Genomic DNA, 17,752 nt, shown 5'->3' with positions numbered 1-17,752 from the left:
ATTTTCAGGTAGTTCTTCAACCATTGCTGAACCTGCGAATTTGGAAATTAAACAAGCCAAAAAGTTGATCTTAATTAAATATAAACACTGAGTGTATTCGTATTTGAATATACGAACTTTTGCTCTAAAAGTTTAACTCGATTCACACAATTAAACGAAGAGATTTTTATGCCCAAGATTATCATTAATGAATTTTATCGTGGTGGAAACTTGACCACAACTGACGAATTCATCGAGTTTTTGCTTGTTGAAGACTTGACTGCTACACAGCTTGAGTCTTTCTTTTTTGGAGACTCAACAGCCACCAAAGCCGCTAAATTTTCTGGTTATAAATTTACAAATGTTAGTTCCATAGCCTCCACCTTCAAGGCTGGAACTCTCATCACAGTTGGTGGAACTACAGGTATTACTCAGAACACATCCTATAACCCATTAGGTGGCGACTGGAATATAGCTCTCAACGCTGGTGGTTCCTTTCTACCTAACGCCAACAGTGGAAATAATGGAGATATTGCTGCTGATGATATTGTTTGGGTTGATACCTCAAATACTGGTGCCACTATTTCAGCAGATGGATTTGCTGTAGATATTGGGACTGCATCAGGAGCATTTACGAGTGCAGCAAATATCGATTTTGGCTCCAGTACAAATAACACAGGCTATACATTAAACTCAAACCTTGCTGGCGCAACTACTACTACTAACTGGACAACAGGAATTGCATTTGCTTCAACCACACCTGGTCTGTCCAATGGCGGCGCTAATACCACTTATATCAATAGTTTACGTTCTACCGCACCAGCTTTGTCTCTAAGTATTACTCCTAACTCATTTGCTGAAAATGCTGGTGCAAACGCTGCTACAGCCACGGTGACTCGCTTAGACACCTCTGGATCAGATTTGGTAGTAAATTTAAGCAGTAATGATACAACTGAGGCAACAGTACCCACAACTGTCACCTTCACTGGCAATAGTCCGACTGCAACCTTTTCTATTAATGCTGAAGACGATTTAATTTTTGATGGCTCTCAGTCAGTAACGATAACTGCTTCAGCCACAGGTTTTACTGACGGTACTGTTGGCATCACGGTAACAGATAATGAAGTTGCTGCGTTTCCAATTGTCAACTTATCCCTCAGCGCTACTGCTGGCTTGGAAGCAAACACAACAGCTATCACCGTTACTGCTACTGCATCCAGTGCCGTATCTGGCAATCAGACCGTTAGCTTAGGGGTTTCGGGAACAGGTATCACCGCCGGGGATTTCTACCTGACCAATAATATCATCACCATTCCGAGTGGAGAAACCACAGGTTCTGTCACCTTTATCATTGCCGATGATGCGATGGCAGAAGCGACAGAAACTGCAATATTGACCATTGCTACACCCTCCGCAGGCATTATTCTGGGCAGTACCACTTCGCAAAATATTACGATTACCAACAACAACTCAAGCTTTTTGCAGAAAGTTGGCGACTTCACCAGTACAAATGGTGCCGAAATATCCGCCTTTGATTCTGGAAGCGATCGCCTATTTATTGTAGCTGGCAGCATAGTTGAAATTTATAATGTCAGCAATACAGGTGCGTTGACCTCGGCTAGTTCTTTAACAACAGGATTTACGCCTCCCGCAGGCACACAAGCTATTCCCAACAGCGTTGCGGTCAAAAATGGGATTGTTGCAGTCGCCTACGCCATTCAAAACACCACCACAAACGCCCAACAGACAGGACAGGTGAGTTTCTACAATGCTGCCAGTGGCAGCTTCTTGAACTCGGTTGCAGTGGGTGCATTACCAGATATGCTGACCTTTACGCCCGATGGCACGAAGGTATTAGTAGCAAATGAAGGAGAACCCAATAGCTACGGGCAAGCAAATTCGGTAGATCCTGAAGGTTCAGTTAGCATTATTGATATTTCCGGTGGCGTGGCTAATGCAACCGTTGCCCAAGCCTCATTTACCAGCTTCAATAGTCAGATTGCCACACTCAAAGCCGCAGGCGTGCGGATTACTGGGCCCGGCTCGACGGTGGCACAAGACCTAGAACCAGAGTACATTGCTGTATCTTCAGACGGTCAAACCGCGCATATTACCCTCCAAGAAAACAATGCGATCGCTATTCTGGATATTGCCAGCGCCACCATCACCAGCATTTTGCCCCTCGGTGTTAAAAATCACAGTCTCCCAGGTAATGGATTAGATGTTAGCGATCGCGACCTAACCAGCAGTACTGGTAAAATCAATATTCAGAATTGGCCAGTATTTGGGTTATATCAACCCGATGCGATCGCTAGCTTCACCGCCAACGGACAAACCTACTACATCACCGCCAACGAAGGAGATTCCCGCGATTACACTGGTTTTAGCGAAGAAATCCGGGTTGGCGCAGCCGGATATATCTTAGACCCAACCATTTTTCCTAATGCTGCAACCCTAAAAAATAATGCCAATCTGGGACGGTTGCAACTAACCAACGCCACCGGTGATATCGATGGGGACGGAGATTTCGATCGCATCGAAGCATTTGGGGCGCGTTCCTTTTCGATTTGGGATGGAAGCGGCAATCAGATATTCGACAGTGGCGACCAATTTGAACAAATTACGGCAACCAAAGTACCAACTCTGTTTAACTCAGATGGCACAGTTGCCAGCTTTGACACCCGCAGCGATAACAAAGGGCCTGAACCTGAAGGTGTGGTGACTGGAGTTATCAACAACCGCACCTATGCTTTTATTGGTTTAGAACGCACCGGCGATGTCATCGTCTATGAGGTGACAAATCCCAACAAGCCAACCTTCGTTCAATACATCAACACCCCCGAAGATATTGCGATCGAAGGGCTAACTTTTGTCTCGGCGGCTGACAGTCCCACAGGCAAGCCTCTATTAGTCACCACGAACGAAGTCAGCAAAACGGTTGCTGTGTTTGAAGTAACCCCATCCGTTCGGATTAGTGATATTCAGGGAACAGGGCATATCTCATCCTTTAGAAATCAGACCGTCAGCAATGTAGCGGGAATTGTGACAGCTAGGGCGAGTAATGGTTTCTACTTGCAAGACCCCACCCCAGACAGCGACGAGCGCACCTCAGAAGGTATTTTTGTCTTCACTTCATCAGCCCCAAGCGTATCCGTTGGAGATTCCGTGTTGGTCAGTGGAACCGTTACGGAGTTTCGTCCGGGCGGCGATGCCAATAATTTGACTAAAACACAAATTACCACTCCCACAATTGTCACTGTTTCCAGTGGTAATGCTTTGCCCTCTGCCACAATTCTTGGCAATGGCGGCAGAACCATCCCAACGACGGTAATCGATAACGATACTACTGGTAATATCGAAACTGGCACAACCACTTTTGATCCTGTCCAGGATGGTATCGACTTCTATGAAAGCTTAGAAGGGATGGTGGTGCAGGTAAATAATCCTCTGGCAACTAGCCCGACAAATTCTTTTGGTGAAATTTGGGTGCTGGCAGACAATGGCGCGAATGCCACAGGACGCACAGCGCGTGGCGGTATTCTCGTCAGTTCCAATGATTTTAATCCAGAGCGTATCCAAATTGATGACACGCTGTTTACCTCTGGTAGATCCCCCGACGTTAACGTGGGTGCGACTCTCGGCACTATTACAGGTGTGGTCGATTATAGCTTTAACAACTACGAAGTTCTGCCCACATCGGTAACTGTTACCTCAAATTCGCTGAGTAAGGAAGTCACTAATTTAACTGCCACCACCAACCAACTCACAGTTGCTACCTTCAATGTCGAAAACCTTGACCCAGGTGATGGTGCAACCAAGTTTAACAATCTTGCCAGCCGGATTGTCAATAATCTGCAATCGCCAGATATCCTTACTATCGAGGAAATTCAGGACAATAACGGAGCGACAAATAACGGCGTAGTTGACGCTAGCACAACTTATCAAACACTAATTGAGGCGATCGCTGCTGCGGGCGGCCCCACCTATGAATACCGCCAAATTAACCCAGTCAACAATCAAGATGGCGGTGAACCTGGTGGCAATATCCGGCAGGGCTTCTTATTTAATCCCGACCGAGTTCAGTTTGTGGATACCCCTGGTGGCGGCTCCCTAACTAACACCATAGTTACCGATGTTAATGGTGTTCCCACACTTTCTGCCAGTCCTGGTCGCCTTGACCCCGCCAACTCTGCTTTTACTAGCAGTCGTAAGCCGTTAGTTGGTGAATTTACTTTCAACGGTCAAACTGTTTATGTAATTGGCAACCACTTTAATTCTAAAGGCGGTGACCAACCGCTATACGGGCCAAATCAACCACCAACCCTCACTAGCGAAACTCAGCGCCAGCAACAAGCTACGGTGGTGAAAAACTTTGTAGAGAGTATTTTAGCAATCGACCCCAACGCCAATGTAGCGGTAGTGGGTGACTTGAATGACTTTGAATTTTCCAACCCTGTCAGCATTTTAGAAAGTGCTGGGCTGACTTCCTTAATTGAAACTCTGCCGGAAAACGAGCGTTATACCTATAATTTTCAAGGCAATGCCCAGACACTTGACCATGTTTTAGTGAGTAATAACTTGCTCAACAAGCTGGATGGGTATGATGTAGTTCACATCAACTCAGAGTTTTTTGACCAGGATAGCGATCATGATCCTAGTGTGGCTCGGTTTAATCTACCTGCAAACAATGCCCCCACGGTAGTCCAACCCCTTGACGACCAAATCATCTCTACTAATAAGTCGTTTTCTTTCAATGTCAGTAACAAATTTGCTGACATCGATCAAGCTGACACCCTCAGCTACAGTGCTACGGGTTTACCCATCGGCTCTAGTATCGTTACAAACACAGGTTTGATATCCGGTACTATTTCCCAAATCGGCATTTTTGCAGTTACAGTCACCGCATCTGATGGTAAAGGTGGCAATGTTAGTGATACCTTCGACCTGACGGTTGCTAATAACAAGGCGACATCTGGCGACGACATCATCTTTACCAGTCAACTTACTGGTTTAAACAGATACATAGTCAATGCTCTAGCTGGGAGCGATCGCGTGATCGGCAGTGATGCCAACGAGGCGATCGACGGGGGAAAAGGCAATGACTACCTCGATGGTAAGGGAAGCACCGACTTACTCCTTGGGGACGATGGCAATGACACACTCTTAGGAGGAACTGGCAGTGACATAATCTCTGGGGGCGATGGTAATGATCTCCTGATTGGTTGGGGGGATAGCACAAACGAAATCGACCTACTCAACGGTGATAAGGGGGCAGATACTTACGTCTTGGGTGATGCCACTTCGGTTTTCTATACCAGTTCCCAAAATCGTGACTATGCCAATATTGTCAACTTCCAAGCAGATGATAAGATTCAGATAAAGGGACTTGCTAACAATTACTCGCTAGGGTCAGCATCAGCCGTGTCTATAAATCGATCTGCTGTTGGCATCTTCACCAATAATGGGACGGAATTGATTGCTGTTGTAGAAAACGGATTAAACCGAAATACAAATTTGGCAACAGATACTCGTTTCGTCTTTGTTTAATACAAAAAACCGTCCCTCTCGCCCGTCGGCTATGGCGTACACACAAGTCCTAAAAAACCTAGCTTGATAAGTTTTTGCTCGTTCCCAGGCTCCGACTGGGAACGAGATAAACGAGAGAACAATGGCTGGCGATCGCTATCATGCAGGTAAAATGGCGATGCTGGATAGTAAAAGACCCGTAGTATTGCTCTAATTCCCTCCTTAAAAAAAAGGAGGGTTAGGGAGGATAAAATCTTAACCCAAGCATATTCGGTCTTGTTGTGGTTAAGATTGTCAAGCTGTATTACCTATTTCTCCGTCTCCACTTGCTCCCGTTGCTTACCATATTCCCGCAGCTGCTTCAAGAGGTTTTCTTGGGATGAGCTAGAGATAGACGGACTGGGGGTTGGTTCAAGGTTGGTATCGGTAATTGCAAAATTAGTAGGTGAGGGATTGATTACGTAAACAGGTAGGGACTTGTCATTAGACATCGCCTGTTGGGTTGGTGCTGGGGTAGGAATTAGATTATTTGGTTTGTTTACAGCAGCTTTTACTGAATCTAGAGTAGTAGCAACTTGCACTTGTTGCTGCATCTGTTGTGTAGAAGATACTAAACCACTTAGACCATTCACCAATTGCCGCAAATTTTGGCGGAAAGTAGGATCACCTGTCAATTCATCCAAATCAGATGTAATTTTTTGGCTATTTTCAAACGTTACTCGTGCTGAATCTAGAGTTTGTTGCAGCAGCACCGCATTTTTTGGATCGTTTAAGGTTTTAGAAGCATCACGTAAATTAGCTGAAGCTTGCGCTGCATTTGCTGAAAGAGCTTCTAAATTGTTGAGTAATTCTCCTTGAGTGAATCGATTAACAGTTGGTGATAGGCTACTGACTGTAACACGCAGTTGGTTGCTGGTTTCGGTGATATTGTTCAAAGCACCAACCAGCGAAGAACGATTTGTTGTTAACAGATTATCTAGGTTATTCAGCAAACGATTTGCTTGAGTTGCAGTTGCACCGAATTGATTTACAGTTTGAGTCGCGGATGCATTAAGTTGGTTTGTCGCTCGTTGCACTGAATTAGCAGTGGTTGAAAATGTATTTAGTTGTTGTTGCAAGCTTTTGGTCAAACCTTGTAAATCCTGACTTAGCTCGGTAAAACTGGATGCTGCACCTGTGGTAGTTTCTAGAACCCTATTGACATTTCTATAAAATTTTGGGTCATTGTATACAGCAGCTAGCTCAGTTGAACTGCGAATTAGTGCATCAACACTGATGCCAACTTGACCTTTTAACCGAGAACCATTACAAACTATGAGACTATTATCACAACTTTTATCTAGGGGTTTAGCAATCACAACCCCAGCAGGTAAGCTTGCTTTTGGTGTGATGTCGATAATACTTTCGCTAATTAATCCACTTTGATTAGCTTCCACCACTACCTGACGGGGGATAATTAGGTCAGGTTGGGCAATTTCAATCTCTACATCAATAGCATTTGGTCTTGGTCGAACCTGGGAAATAGTTCCTACCTTAACGCCTCGATAGCGAACTATTGCTCCCCTTTCCATTCCGCCAGCGTTAGCAAATTCGACAATAACTTTGTATGAACGGCCGGCAGCAGTGAATCTATTTAACCAAAGAAAAAGTAATCCAAATACCCCTAATCCTAGCAGGAGTAACAACCCCACAGAGCCTTCTCTAAATGTTCGCCCAGACGCGAAGCGGCTTGTCATAAGACCTCGCATTTTTTTCCTCCACCCAATAAGTTAGCTATGAGTTGGGAGTTAGGAGTTGGGAGTTGAATTTAACTCTCGCTCCTCATTCTTAACTCCTCATTCTTAATTCCTCACTTTTAACTCCTAACTCCTAACTTCTCACTTTCTAACCGACGACTTGAATCGGCCCTTTTACACTTCCACTGATAAATTGTCTAATCAAAGGATGTTCGGTGTTGTATACTTCACTAACTGTACCCTGCCACTGCACTCTACCTTCATAGAGAAATATAAGTCTATCAGCTGTACGACGGATAGTACTGTCTTGGTGGGTAACAACGGCATAGGTACTACAAACTCCATGTAAACATTGCAAATGGCGGATTAAATCTTCGATTACCGTTGAGGCAATAGGATCAAGTCCGGCTGTTGGTTCGTCGTATAGTAGAACTTCTGGGCCTTCTGAGGGATTATCGGGATTAGACATAATCGCACGGGCAAAACTTACCCGTTTTCGCATTCCCCCGGAAAGTTCAGCTGGGTAAAGGTGGCCGATTGCTGGCAAACCTACCATCTCCAATTTTTCTTTTACCAAATCTCGAATCCGCGATCGCGGTAGCTTTGAATTTTGATAAAGTAAAAATCCCACATTCTCCTCCACCGTCAGCGAATCAAATAGCGCCGCCTGCTGAAACACCATGCCAATGCCAACCTGCTGGCCACCATCCTCAATCAAACCGTCTCGCCGTACTCCTTGCACATAAATTTCTCCCTCATCGGGAGTAAGTAACCCCGCCATTACCCGTAAAATTGTTGATTTACCAGTCCCTGATGGACCAATAATACCCAGTGCTTCTCCTCGGTAAATGGTCAAGTCTACATTATCTAGAACTTTATGGCTACCAAAGGACTTAGAAACACCTTTTAGTTCAATCAATGGTTCAGTCATTAGTTATTAGTCATTAGTCATTGGTGAGCCAATGCCTTGGGCGGGTTCCCCAATTTGTACCCCTACAAGGATCTTGCTACCCGCAGCATCTCTCCTTCTCCCAAAAGGAGAGGCTACCGTCAAGGGGAAAAGCAAATGGCGTTAATTAGCGACATTCGCGTAGCAGACGTAACAGAAGGAGCATCACCCGGAGAGTCATTAGTCAGTAGATAATAAACAAATGACTTCTCACAACTAACAAAGGACAAATACGCCCAATAGTGATGTCATAGTTATTGTTAGGGCATTGTATAGTACATTATAAGTATATGATTAGCATCCTGATTAGCAAACTTTATTTTTTTAGCATAATTTAGCATAATTTTAATTATTATTTGCGATGTTTAACGTCCCATAATCCCCTCAACGCAAGGCTGACTAAGACACCGTAGTAATTTAAGGTCTCAGTAACGCAAGACTAAGACTCTAATTTTCCGTGGACATCAGCAAAAGCATATAATAGTATAAACATACTAAGAATTACTATAACTACTCAGAGAAAACCGACAACAACAAAAACTAACTAATAATTTCATGCAACGTATAGAATTTACATTTTATTTTTGAAAATCAAAAGTTTCAGATTACCGACTTTTATATAAGTCGCCAATTTCGTTTTTCACGAATGATTAAATAGGGCTATATACATATTGAGTTTACAATCATCCAAAGTTATTGTAATTAGCAGAGTTATTAGATATAGCGATTCCCATTCAGATGCAGTACAACATTACATCACATCACGAAGTAGGGGCAGTGCCGTGCCCTTACTTACGGGTGTACCTCACGTAAACGAGAACCACTATAATTTGAGAGTTTAATAACATCCTCCGTCAATCTTAAAGTTGGCAAGTGCCAAAATTATTCACTAATATTGTAAAAATTACTGATAAAAATAAAAGTAGAGATTATGAGTAGCCACTTAGAGCAGTTTGCAAGTGATAATTCCTCTGGTATTTGTCCAGAAGCACTGGAATATACGATTAGGGCAAATCAAGGTAGTGTTCCAGCCTATGGAAATGATGAATGGACTCAAAAAGCCACAGATTATTTTCGGGAACTTTTTGAAATTGATTGTGAAGTATTTTTTACCTTTAATGGTACAGCCGCAAATTCTTTATCTTTAGCTGCCCTTTGTCAGTCATATCACAGTGTCATTTGCCATGAAACATCTCATATAGAAACCGATGAATGTGGCGCACCTGAATTTGCATCTAACGGCTCTAAATTGTTACTTGCTCAAGGTAAAAATGGCAAGCTAACATCAGAGGCGATAGAGGCAATTGTGACTAAACGTACTGATATTCATTATCCAAAACCTAAAGTTATTAGTATTACACAATCAACAGAACTAGGGACTTTATATTCTATTGAAGAACTTCTCAAAATCAAAGAAGTTGCGAAAAAGTATAACTTAAAGATTCACATGGATGGTGCCCGTTTTGCAAATGCAGTTGCTGCGATGAATAAAAGCCCTGCTGAAATTACTTGGAAAACTGGAGTGGATGTGCTGTGTTTTTGTGGTACAAAGAATGGAATGGCATTAGGTGAAGCCATTCTTTTCTTCAACAAAGAGCTAGCAGAGGATTTTGATTATCGATGCAAGCAAGCAGGCCAGCTAGCTTCAAAAATGCGGTTTATCTCCGCTCCCTGGTTGGGTTTATTGGAAACTGGTGCTTGGCTAAAAAATGCCAGACATGCCAATCAATGTGCCGAATACTTGGAAAATCAACTATTGAACATAGAAGGTGTTAACTTGATGTTTCCTAGAGAAGCCAACGCCGTGTTTGTTAAATTACCTGAACAAGTCATTCATAGCTTAAAAGCAAAGAACTGGCAGTTTTATACATTTATTGGTGTGGGAGGAGTACGTTTTATGTGTTCTTGGAATACGACTCAATCAAGGATTGATGAATTGATTGATGATATTAAAAACGCAACTATTTCCAAAAATTAAACATAAAAAATCTCAAATGATGAAGTAAGCAGACCAATCCTAAAACTGCCCCAACTTATACAACTTATCTAAGAGACTGCACAAAATCAGGCTCTGTTAGACTTGGAACTATATCCAATCTCACAGCTAATAGTCATCACTTATAATGCAAGCACTTACTTGGCATGGAACTTCAACCGCACTTTTGGTTGCTGTAATATTTTATGCATAATATAGCGGTTCTCGTTTACCTGACGTACACCCGTAGGGGCACTGCCGTGCCCCTACACTTGGCGATATAATGCTGTACCGCATCTGAGTGGGAACCGCTATAGAATTTTATTACAGTGCTTAGGTTTTCAGTGTGATTTAGCTAACATAAAGCTATTTACTTGATAAACGCTTTGTAATCTTCAATTAACTTTGCCAAGCGTAAAGCAAGAAATGGACTTGCATCCTGCAAAGCTTCATAAATCTGAATACCTTCTTCTCGATATCGAACAATTTTGTCTTGAGTCCAATAATGTGGTGGTGCTTGTAGGTTACTGATTCTATCTGCTAATTTCACCATCCATATTTCTTGTGGTTGCTCTTTTATCCTTTGTAAACTATCTGCCATTTGAAGATGTTTTACTAAACTTTCATCTTTAGTCAGCGCAAGTACACCATTAGCTACTGATTGACCAAATTCGGTTTTTATTTCCTCAAATGTTGTGTTTGTATCTTCTATTGTGTCATGTAAAATAGCACATTGAATAGCAAGATTTCCGTCATGTTCTGTTTCGACGTTTAGGGCTGCAATTACTTCCATACTCACAAAACTCAAATGCATGATGTAAGGTATTTCTGAACCTGACATTTTCTGACCTTGATGTGCATGTGCTGCTTTCTTTAAGGCTTTAATGTAAGTTTCTTGTGACCAGTTGTTTGGGCTAAGTTGATATTTTTCCATTTGTCAGTTTTTTTCATGAAGTGATGCAATGCTGTATGCCGCAATCCTAAGTTATTTGTGAACACTCAAGATTTTTAGAGTTCTCCTGTCTTCGCTCACTGCCACTCACCAGCTCAATAATTCAAAGAAGACAAACGTGTTATGATTTGCCACTCCCTCTGCCAAGTTTGGTTGTGCAACAATATTTCATCATCACTGATTTTGCTCATGGATGCCTATTGCATGGGTTATAAAAATAATTTCAAAAATAAAATGGTAAGTTTTGAAGATTTTAAATAACAACTCCAGCTATCCGGCTAGTTTGATAGAAAGATTTTACTCGATACATATATTTTTTGCATACAGCAAAATTATTAATTTTTTACTTAATTAAATGTAATTTTATATAACAGCTATAAAGGAAGTATAAGCGGTGTTATTGAGAGTAAAGTTAAACAATTTTAGAGCATTGTGGTTGCTTGACTTCAGTCTGTTTTGTTCACGATGACATAGTTCTGTTTATTCCTGCTTAAGCACTTACAGGTTAAAAATTGAGATTTTGCTGAGAATTACATAATAAATTTCTCAAGAAAATCTCAGCTTTCTATATATGAATTCTTAGATATTTATAATTCTTAGGCTAATTATTTAAGTAATGATTAGTTAAAGGCTAAATCTAAAAACTATATTGTTGTTCAATGCAATGAGGAATTTGAATCATGAAGCTCATAAATTTATTCATACTAAGTTTATCTTCTATTGTCATGGTTAGCTGTGTTCCAGAAGTATCAAGTAATCAGTCTAAGGAAAGTCCTATAGTTGTGAATACATCTTTTCCTGCATCTTCAACGTCGGCGAAGCCTGTAGCCCCTTCAGCACGTTCTCAGGAGTCAATTGCTATGAAGTCAGGCACTTTTATTTCAGGAGAGCATACAACTCAAGGAACAGTCAGTATTACAACCAAAGACGGTAAATCATTTCTAGAGCTTGAACAGTCGTTTAAAACGTCTGAATCAGGGCCAGATTTAGTCGTAACTTTGCATCGTTCAGATAACGTAATTGGTTCAACAAAGCCACCATCTTATCCTTTAAAAAATGGCGATTATATCATTCTTGCTCCCTTAAAAAAATATAGTGGCGCTCAAACATATTCTATTCCTAGCAACATCAATTTAGCAGATTACAAATCTGTCGCTATCTGGTGTCGCAAGTTCAATGCTACTTTTGGCGCTGCTAATTTGATTAGTTGATTTTTAACTAATCAATCAGCAGCGCAAGGCCGAATTATCGCGTCGTTATGAAGTTGAAGTTACCCCTAGTTTGCTTGAGAAGGACGATGACGGCTGTTATCCCAACTGCGGGTGTACTATTATCTAAATGTTTCTATCTCAGAAAAACTCACCCCAATTGCGTAGGCGTAGCCCATCGTAGACATCGCACATAAATTATTTGAGAAGATTGACTTTAAACTTGATTATGTCGGTCGATTGGGGTCGAGGGAAAACCGGGAGTGTGTTTACCAGTTTATTGCCCCTCATAATGAGCGTGATTCGAAGGCTTTATGTAATCAATACTCTTACCCATTTCAATACTTTAGGATCTTTATCATAGCGATAGGTAATGCCGTCTCTATTAGTGATAGTTTCCCCTTTGCTTGCCTTACTTCTAATAGTAGTAACGGAATAGTAGGTTAATTCGTTCATTTCTTTATGAGACAACCCTTCGACTATGCTTGTCTCTGATTGAATTAGAGATTTATCTTGAGACGAATCATCTATTTTTATTTGGGGATTTGTGGAAGGAATAGTGATAATTGCTTTTTGAGTCCGATAATCCTGAACAGTCACAAGTTGCCAACTGGAATCTTGTGAAAGTTCCAAAACCCATTGATGATAATCAAACAGGCTTTCCCGATGTCCAACACTGATAAAGGTTGTTTTCGTCTCTTGTAACTGTTGATACAACCTTCCTTCATTTTCCAAATCTAAAGCACTCGTTGCTTCGTCTAATATAGTGAAGCTAGGATGAGTAACTATTAGTCGTGCAAAAGCCAGACGTTGTTGTTCTCCCAATGATAATATGTTCTCCCAAGGAACTTCTGTATCGAAGCCATCGACTCGACTTAGCAAGTTTTGCAGATTAACTTGTTGTAGAACCTCTTTGAGTTCTGCATCGGTCATTTGACGACTGGTATTAGGATAGAGCAATTGTTCGCGCAAAGTTCCCAAGATGATATAAGGACGTTGCGGCAAAAACAAGACTTGTTCTAAGGGAGGTCGCACCAGACGACCAGTCCCTGCATTCCATAAACCAGCGATCGCTCTCAATAAAGAACTTTTTCCTCGACCACTGGGGCCGACAATCAATAAACCTTCTCCTGGCTGAACAGACAACGATAAATCTTCGACGATTACCTGTTCATAATTGGGCGTTTGTAAGGTGACATTCTCAAAAGCAAGATGATTTTCTTCTAGTGTTTTAATGGTACTTACATTCTCTGGTTGTTTGGTCACTTCTTCTAACGCGCCCGAAAACTCAGCTAAACGCTCAACGTAACTAGAAAAATTTCCAGAAGTGCCAAATGCAGTTATTAGTTCTCCCAAAGCAGTAGCAAACATAAAGCTAGCTACACTAGCTTGTCCAACTTGTCCGAAATCAATTTCACCTTTGATATATAAAGGCGCAAGTATGAATAACATAAAAAGTTCGATAGCAACCTGATATGCTCTGTTAAAAATGTCTCTATTTCTCTCCCAATCAATCTTGCGTTTAATGTTGATGATCAACTTACTAAATCGACGCTCAATTATATTTAATTCTTGTTTTTCTCCTCTAAAAAAAGCTATTGATTCAGCATGAGTGCGAACATGAGTTAGGCAGTAATTATAGTCAGCTTTAGATTCAATTTCCGCTTGATTAATACTATTTAATTCTTGATTTAAGTAGACAGCTATAAAATTACCCATAATCGTATAAATAATCAGAGCAATAGCAATCTGCTGGGAAATTGACCAGATAATTATTGCAAAAGTTATCATTTCCAGTACTTTTTCTAGGAAAGTAGCTGAAAAATAGAGGGCATTAGTAGTAATTGGTTCAATCTCTTGGGATAAACGTTGATCTGGGTTATCAATATCAGCTTGAAAATTAATTTTGTAATAAGCACGATTGCTTAAATATTTATCTAAAATTTGATTATTAAGCCATTTGTACCAATCAAGAGCAATTTGTTTTCTAACGAATTTAGAAAATCCTAATAAAAGCGTTACTAAGACAAGTCCAGCAGCATAAAAGTATATAATATTAACAAATTTAGAATAATCTTTCTCTTGAAGTATGATATCAACTATGTAGCGATTAATAAAACTATTAAAAGCAGTTACACCTACAAATGCAATGATTAGTAATATTAGGAGAATAAGCATTCCCCATGCCCGAATTACGTCTGAGAATGATCTTTGCCCTGGCTTTGTTGGATACCAGTAAGGCCCAGCGATCGCTTTGACATTCTCCCAGAATTGGATAAAATCTGAAAAAACATTCTTTGAGGGTTGAGCTTGAACAACTTGGGTTGGCATATTTGAGAAATAAATTAAAATCTTTTATCAGCTTTAATACTTTTTAGTGTTGAATAATCAGTAAGAAGTACCGAATGAGTAACCCCAATCAGCGCTAATTTTTTAACTGATATTACCTAATTGTTGAGTGCGGCTCAAAGCGGCAAGCACTGCATTAGAGATGACAGTTCGCATACCACCTTTTTCTAACTCGTAAAGACCAGCAGCAGTGACTCCGCCAGGACTTGTTACCTTGTTTCGTAAAACTGCTGGATGTTCATGAGTCTGAAACATCAGTTCTACACTACCAGCAATCGTATGCAATGTTAGTTCTTGGGCTTGTGTCCGAGTTAAACCCATCTGAACGCCAGCATCAATCATCGCTTCGATGTACAGAAACACAAATCCAGTCCCCGCGCTACTCAACGCCGTTGCCATATCAAGGTAATGTTCATTTTGGGTAGCAAATTCCTTACCTAATGCTTGTAAAATGACTTGGGTATGCGATCGCTGTATCTCTGTCACACTTGATGATGCACTCCACACTGTAGTCCCATGACCAACTTGTACTGCAATATTGGGCATTGTACGGACAACAGCAGGATGATTCAACCCTTGGCACAGAGATGAAATATTCGCTCCACTCACAATACTAATTACCAAAGCATTAGGTGGAATTTGATCCTTAAGCATACCCAGAACCTCTGCCAAAATCTGCGGCTTCACCGCCAATATCACAATAGATACGCCAAGAACCGCTTCTATATTGGAGGTTGTAGTACGTACTCCATATTCCCTTTCTAAATGAAGACATCGTGCAGAAACTGGATCGCTGACTATAATTAGATCGGCTTTTGGAACAATTTTCGTTGATAACAATCTACTAATTATCATTTCGCCCATCGTGCCACCGCCGATAAAGGCAATTTGTAAATCTTCGAGCATATCTTCTTCCTATTATCTAAGTCATTTGATATATTGGCATCAAGATAGATTAGGTTGAATCACAGCTTTTAATACAGAGCCTTGTTCTACATCTGCCAGTGCTTGATTAATTTCTTTTAGTGTATATGAACGACTAATTATGCTTGACCAAGCAATATTTTTACTGGAATCGCTATGACGTTTTAGTAATTCAATCATTCTATAAAAATGGCTGAAATCAATTCCCCAAGTCCCGCGAATATCAATATGTTTTAGATTAATTTCCAGGTGTGGATTGATGAGAATTTCACCCGTATTTGTGTAATGCCCGACAATAACATAGCGGCCTCCATTTCTGGTCATATTTAAGCCCTCTTTGACAGCAATGGGAATGCCTGTAGCTTCAATAGTGACATCAGCACCGTGTCCATTTGTCAATTCCAAAACTCGCTCAATATGTTGTCGTGGATCATCAGCCTTAATTGCAAGGGTTTCATCTACACCGAAGGATTTTGCAACTATTAATCGGCTCTCAAATTTATCAATTACAATTACTTTGCCTGCACCTGAGAGCAAAGCTAGAATTGCCACACTCAAACCCACAGGCCCGCAACCCTGCACCACGACAACATCACCAATTTGAATCTGCGCTCGATCGATAGCATGTAGTGCAGTTGGTAAGGCACATCCTCCAGCAATGAATTGCTTTGGTGAGACTTCTTCGGGTAAAGTGAGAACTTTAACTCCTGGTTTGAGGTAAATTAATTCAGACCAACCACCCAGCAACCCATCTTTGGCTGAGTAGGTGACACCATAAACTTTGCGTTTTGGACAGCGAGTGGATGCTTTAGCTACTAGACAATACCAGCAGTTGTAACAGGTTTCATGGACATCTAAAAAAGTAGTGATCGCTCCAGGCTGAATTAATTTACCATTGACATCACTAACTGCTCCACCTGTTTCCACCACACGACCAACTGAGAAGTGTCCAGGGATGATGGGATACGGAACTCCCTCTAAACGCCCATGTAGTAAATGTACATCAGTTCCACAAACCTCAGAATATAAGGTTTCAAGAATGATTCCACCCTTTTCCAGAATCGGGTCTGGTAATTGTTGGACTTCAACTGGTTGATTAGGTGCAGTCATCACAGCTGCTAAGGGCATGAATCACTTCCTCACTATATTTATCAAATTGCTTCCTGCTGCTTACATTCAAGACCACAAAATAATTTCACCGTTAGGTAGTAATCCGATCGCAGAGGTGAAAGTCACACGTTGTCCATCCATTGGTTCAACAGTGTGATAGTTGCGTGTATTGAAAATGAACACATCTCCTACATAAGGTTGGAAGGCGATCGCGTCTGCATCTGCAATTACTGTATCACCATAGCCGTAGGAATCGAGTTTATATTGGTCATCTCCTGGTTGCCACTGGCGATCGTAAATGCGTGTTTGACCATGATTGCTTGGAGAAAATTTCAAGTACAAATTCCAAGAAAGTTGATAAATAACTGTACCAATTTCCCATTTTGATTGTTCTAACGGAGCATAATCAATATGAAGTTTAGTACCCCGTTCTATTTTTCTGATCAGTCCTGCATAATAACTACCATAAAGTGGTTCCGAAGCAATTCGTACAGTCGCACCTGTACACTCTCGAATTTTCAACATTAAGCGTTCTAATGGATTAAAAGAGGCTGCCATAATGCAGTCTCTTAATTTCGTTGTGCGTTCTACTGCTTGAAAATAAGCTGTTTTACTAATGCGATTATATTCAAACACTGTGATACCAATTCGCTCAATCTTGGGATTCACATTTTGATAACAATCAAAGTTGAATAATTCAGCTTTATTGACTAACATTTCACACTCTTGAGGTGTAGCAAATTCTTTTAGCCGAATTAAAGGAATTCGGTTTTCCAACAGCATTCTTAAAGACTCTGTAGTTAAGGGATACTCTTGCTTTTTGTCCCAAACCTTGGATTTAATCTGGTTAGAAGTAGCAGTCATAATACAATTCCTTCCATTTAAATTTGTACTCAAATGAACTCACTTAATATTTACAGGATGCGGGTTAGATAAGAACGTGAGAGGGCGAATCTGATTATCAAATTCAGAGGATGTCTGAAAAGTATCAAATATTTGTTGATCCCCCCTAACCCCCCTTAAAAAGGGGGGAATAAGATTCTT

At 41.0% G+C, this 17,752-nt stretch carries 10 protein-coding genes; 3 read left to right on the top strand and 7 right to left on the bottom strand.

Annotated elements, in window-relative coordinates:
- Positions 1-168: 168 nt before the first annotated feature.
- The gene (locus H6G92_RS20745) at positions 169-5,526 is read left to right on the top strand and encodes a choice-of-anchor I family protein (RefSeq protein WP_242059253.1); all 5,358 of its coding nucleotides are present in this window, start codon (positions 169-171) and stop codon (positions 5,524-5,526) included.
- Between the two features lie 287 nt (positions 5,527-5,813).
- Here H6G92_RS20745 and H6G92_RS20740 read toward each other — a convergent pair whose 3' ends face one another.
- Complete coding sequence (locus H6G92_RS20740) at positions 5,814-7,253, bottom strand: MlaD family protein (protein WP_190895489.1); 1,440 nt, start codon at positions 7,251-7,253, stop codon at positions 5,814-5,816.
- 136 nt (positions 7,254-7,389) lie between these two features.
- Positions 7,390-8,172 carry an ABC transporter ATP-binding protein gene (locus tag H6G92_RS20735; RefSeq protein ID WP_190895488.1) on the bottom strand — a complete coding sequence of 261 codons (783 nt, stop codon included), beginning with the start codon at positions 8,170-8,172 and terminating at the stop codon, positions 7,390-7,392.
- Positions 8,173-9,121: 949 nt separating this feature from the next.
- On the opposite strand from H6G92_RS20735, the gene H6G92_RS20730 reads away from it, so the two are divergent.
- Positions 9,122-10,168 (top strand): threonine aldolase family protein, encoded by a 1,047-nt coding sequence (locus H6G92_RS20730; protein WP_190895487.1) that lies wholly within the window; start codon positions 9,122-9,124, stop codon positions 10,166-10,168.
- 367 nt (positions 10,169-10,535) lie between these two features.
- Here H6G92_RS20730 and H6G92_RS20725 read toward each other — a convergent pair whose 3' ends face one another.
- Positions 10,536-11,099, bottom strand: coding sequence for an HD domain-containing protein (locus H6G92_RS20725; RefSeq protein WP_190895486.1), 564 nt, complete (start codon positions 11,097-11,099; stop codon positions 10,536-10,538).
- A gap of 698 nt (positions 11,100-11,797) precedes the next feature.
- Between H6G92_RS20725 and H6G92_RS20720 the strand changes: the two genes are divergently transcribed.
- Positions 11,798-12,328 (top strand): DM13 domain-containing protein, encoded by a 531-nt coding sequence (locus H6G92_RS20720; RefSeq protein ID WP_190895485.1) that lies wholly within the window; start codon positions 11,798-11,800, stop codon positions 12,326-12,328.
- Between the two features lie 309 nt (positions 12,329-12,637).
- Here H6G92_RS20720 and H6G92_RS20715 read toward each other — a convergent pair whose 3' ends face one another.
- The 4 genes from H6G92_RS20715 to H6G92_RS20700 form a co-directional block, all read right to left on the bottom strand.
- Positions 12,638-14,656: an ABC transporter ATP-binding protein/permease gene (locus tag H6G92_RS20715; protein ID WP_190895484.1), complete on the bottom strand. Its 2,019-nt coding sequence runs from the start codon at positions 14,654-14,656 to the stop codon at positions 12,638-12,640.
- 102 nt (positions 14,657-14,758) lie between these two features.
- Positions 14,759-15,580, bottom strand: a complete 822-nt coding sequence (proC, locus tag H6G92_RS20710) for a pyrroline-5-carboxylate reductase (RefSeq protein ID WP_190895483.1) — start codon at positions 15,578-15,580, stop codon at positions 14,759-14,761.
- 39 nt (positions 15,581-15,619) lie between these two features.
- Entirely contained in the window at positions 15,620-16,726 is a 1,107-nt protein-coding gene (locus tag H6G92_RS20705; protein ID WP_190895482.1) for a zinc-binding dehydrogenase, read from the bottom strand.
- Between the two features lie 48 nt (positions 16,727-16,774).
- A complete protein-coding gene (locus H6G92_RS20700) occupies positions 16,775-17,572 on the bottom strand; it encodes a 2OG-Fe(II)-dependent halogenase WelO5 family protein (protein WP_190895481.1) in 798 nt (265 codons plus the stop codon).
- Positions 17,573-17,752: the final 180 nt, after the last annotated feature.

Origin of the sequence: Nostoc foliaceum FACHB-393 (assembly GCF_014698505.1) — a bacterium.
Lineage (GTDB): Bacteria > Cyanobacteriota > Cyanobacteriia > Cyanobacteriales > Nostocaceae > Nostoc > Nostoc foliaceum_A.
This window is presented reverse-complemented; position numbering and strand designations above follow the sequence as displayed.